The organism is Kitasatospora sp. NPDC057198 (assembly GCF_042670125.1).
GTDB lineage: Bacteria > Actinomycetota > Actinomycetes > Streptomycetales > Streptomycetaceae > Kitasatospora.
The window spans coordinates 1-2,431 of the sequence record NZ_JBHUWH010000742.1 but is presented as its reverse complement, the minus strand read 5'-3'; the positions used below and the strand labels follow the sequence as shown (position 1 = coordinate 2,431).

Annotated in this window: 3 protein-coding genes; all 3 read right to left on the bottom strand. The window is 69.7% G+C overall.

Features of this window, described 5'->3' with window-relative positions; genetic code table 11:
- Window positions 1-43: 43 nt before the first annotated feature.
- The 3 genes from ACFUEL_RS38495 to rplK all read right to left on the bottom strand — a co-directional run bounded on the left by ACFUEL_RS38495 (window position 44) and on the right by rplK (window position 2,291).
- A complete protein-coding gene (locus ACFUEL_RS38495; RefSeq protein WP_380242688.1) occupies window positions 44-898 on the bottom strand; it encodes a hypothetical protein in 855 nt (284 codons plus the stop codon).
- Window positions 899-1,059: 161 nt separating this feature from the next.
- Window positions 1,060-1,782, bottom strand: coding sequence for a 50S ribosomal protein L1 (gene rplA / locus ACFUEL_RS38490; protein WP_380242686.1), 723 nt, complete (start codon window positions 1,780-1,782; stop codon window positions 1,060-1,062).
- Between the two features lie 74 nt (window positions 1,783-1,856).
- A complete protein-coding gene (gene rplK / locus ACFUEL_RS38485) occupies window positions 1,857-2,291 on the bottom strand; it encodes a 50S ribosomal protein L11 (RefSeq protein WP_030457453.1) in 435 nt (144 codons plus the stop codon).
- Window positions 2,292-2,431 lie beyond the last annotated feature (140 nt).

Sequence of the window (2,431 nt, the reverse complement as noted above, 5' to 3'; positions counted from 1 at the left end):
CCCCGGAGTCGCCCCCGGGTGCCCGCGGTCCGCGGGACGTCTACTACTGCTGCGCCTGCTGCATCAGGTCCGAGAGCTTGAGGACCTCGTCGGCGGACGGCGCCGGGGTGGCCTTGACCGTGCCCAGGGCGCTGTAGGTGACCGTCTCGGGCTTGCTGCCCGCCTCCGCGGAGGGGTCGATGACGGACTGCTGGACCAGCTCACCCTTGTCGTTGATCCACAGCTCGGCGGTGACGGTCGCGCCGTCCTTCTTGATCTCGGTCAGCACCTGGTCGCGGAGCGCGCCCTGCAGCTTCATCTTGGCGACCAGGTCCTCCGCCTTGATCTCGCTGCGGTAGTGCGTGGTGCTCTGGCCCGCGACGGTCTCGGTGCCGACCAGGGTGGCGGTGGGCGCGGCGGCGGCCAGCTGGATGCCCGGGTTCAGCACCTGGGTCATCGCGGCGATGGAGGCGGCCTCGTTGCCGTCCTCGCCCGAGTCGTCCGTGCCGTCGAGCGAGACCCACTTCTTGCCCTGGGCCACGGCGGCCATCTCGGGGGTGGCGGCGATGTACATCTGGCCGCCGGCGAAGAGGGCGGTGACCTCCTTGCCCTCCTCGGTGGTGGTCATCAGGAAGGACGCCGGGTCCTTCCAGACGTAGTCGACGCTGCCCTTCTCGCTGTCACCGGTGATGGCGAGCTTGGCGCTGCCGGCCTTCTCCATCACCACGGCCGAGGCGAGCAGGGCGTCCTTGGGGGCGAGCTTGGAGCCGCCCTTGGCCGCGCCGGCGCCCTCGGTGGAGGCCGCGGCGGTGGCAGCGCCGCCCTTGGCGTCGGTCGAGCCGCCCGAACCGGAGCTGCTGCAGGCGGTCAGGACGCCGGCGGCCAGGCAGGCCACGGCGAGGGTACGCAGTGCGCGCACAGGGGTTCCCCTTTTATCGGATTCTCATCTGACTACGGGGCGGACTCTACCGAACCGCTCGGACCATCGCGCAAACCCTTTACCAACGCCACCGGGCCCGCACCCCCGGAAGGGGTGCGGGCCCGGTGCTGCGTTCACCGCGCGGGGAGCCTGACTCGGGGTCAGACCGACGCCGGGTCCTCCTCGACGAGGAGGTTGCGGGTGCGGTTCGGGTCCACCTGGATGCCGGGGCCGATGGTGCTGGAGAAGGCGACCTTCTTCAGGTAGCGGCCCTTGGCGGCGGACGGCTTGGCCCGGAGGACCTCGTCCAGCGCGGCGGCGTAGTTCTCGACCAGCTGCTCGTCGGTGAACGAGGTCTTGCCGATGATCAGGTGCAGGTTCGAGTGCTTGTCGACGCGGAACTCGATCTTGCCGCCCTTGATCTCGTTGACGGCCTTGGCGACGTCCGGGGTCACGGTGCCGGTCTTCGGGTTCGGCATCAGGCCACGGGGACCGAGCACGCGGCCCAGGCGGCCGACCTTGCCCATCAGGTCCGGGGTGGCGACGACGGCGTCGAAGTCCAGACGACCCTTGGCGACCTCGTCGATCAGCTCGTCGGAGCCGACGATGTCGGCGCCCGCGGCACGCGCGGCCTCGGCACGCTCACCGTTCGCGAAGACCAGGACCCGAGCGGTCTTACCGGTGCCGTGCGGGAGGATGACGGTGCTGCGGACCATCTGGTCGGCCTTGCGCGGGTCGACGCCCAGACGCATGGCGACCTCGACGGTGCCGTCGAACTTGCTGGTGGAGGTCGCCTTGGCGAGGCGGACGGCCTCGAGCGGGGCGTAGATCCGGGCGCGGTCGACCTGGGCGTCCGCGGCCTTGAGGGCCTTGCTGCGCTTCACTGCTGCTCCTGTGATTAATGGAGTTCGTGGGAACGGGCCGCGCTGGGCCCTACCACGGAGGACGTACGGGCTGGTCAGCCCTCGACGGTGATGCCCATCGACCGGGCGGTGCCGGCGATGATCTTCTCCGCCGCGTCCAGGTCGTTGGCGTTCAGGTCGGGCATCTTGGTGGTGGCGATCTCGCGCACCTGGGCCGAGGTCAGCTTGGCGACCTTGGTCTTGTGCGGCTCCTTGGAGCCCTTGTCGATGCCCGCGGCCTTCAGGATGAGGCGAGCGGCCGGCGGGGTCTTCGTGACGAAGGTGAAGGAGCGGTCGTCGTAGACCGTGATCTCCACCGGCACGATCATGCCGCGCTGCGACTCGGTGGCCGCGTTGTACGCCTTGCAGAACTCCATGATGTTGACGCCGTGCTGGCCGAGCGCGGGGCCGACCGGCGGGGCCGGGTTCGCCGCACCGGCGTTGATCTGGAGCTTGATAAGCCCCGTGACCTTCTTCTTCTTGGGAGGCATGTCTCTCCGGGTCCTTCCGAGAGGTGATTGCTGATGTGCCCGGCCCCGGGGCGAAACCCGACCGCCAGGACACACATCGGACCAGGCTAACTGGTCAGGTGTCGCGGAACCAAAACGGTGCCGGGGCGGGGGCTCTCGCC

Bases quoted from the DNA above. Each gene is read 5' to 3' on its own strand.
- rplK (WP_030457453.1), bottom strand. From the start codon at position 2,291: ATGCCTCCCAAGAAGAAGAAGGTCACGGGGCTTATCAAGCTCCAGATC.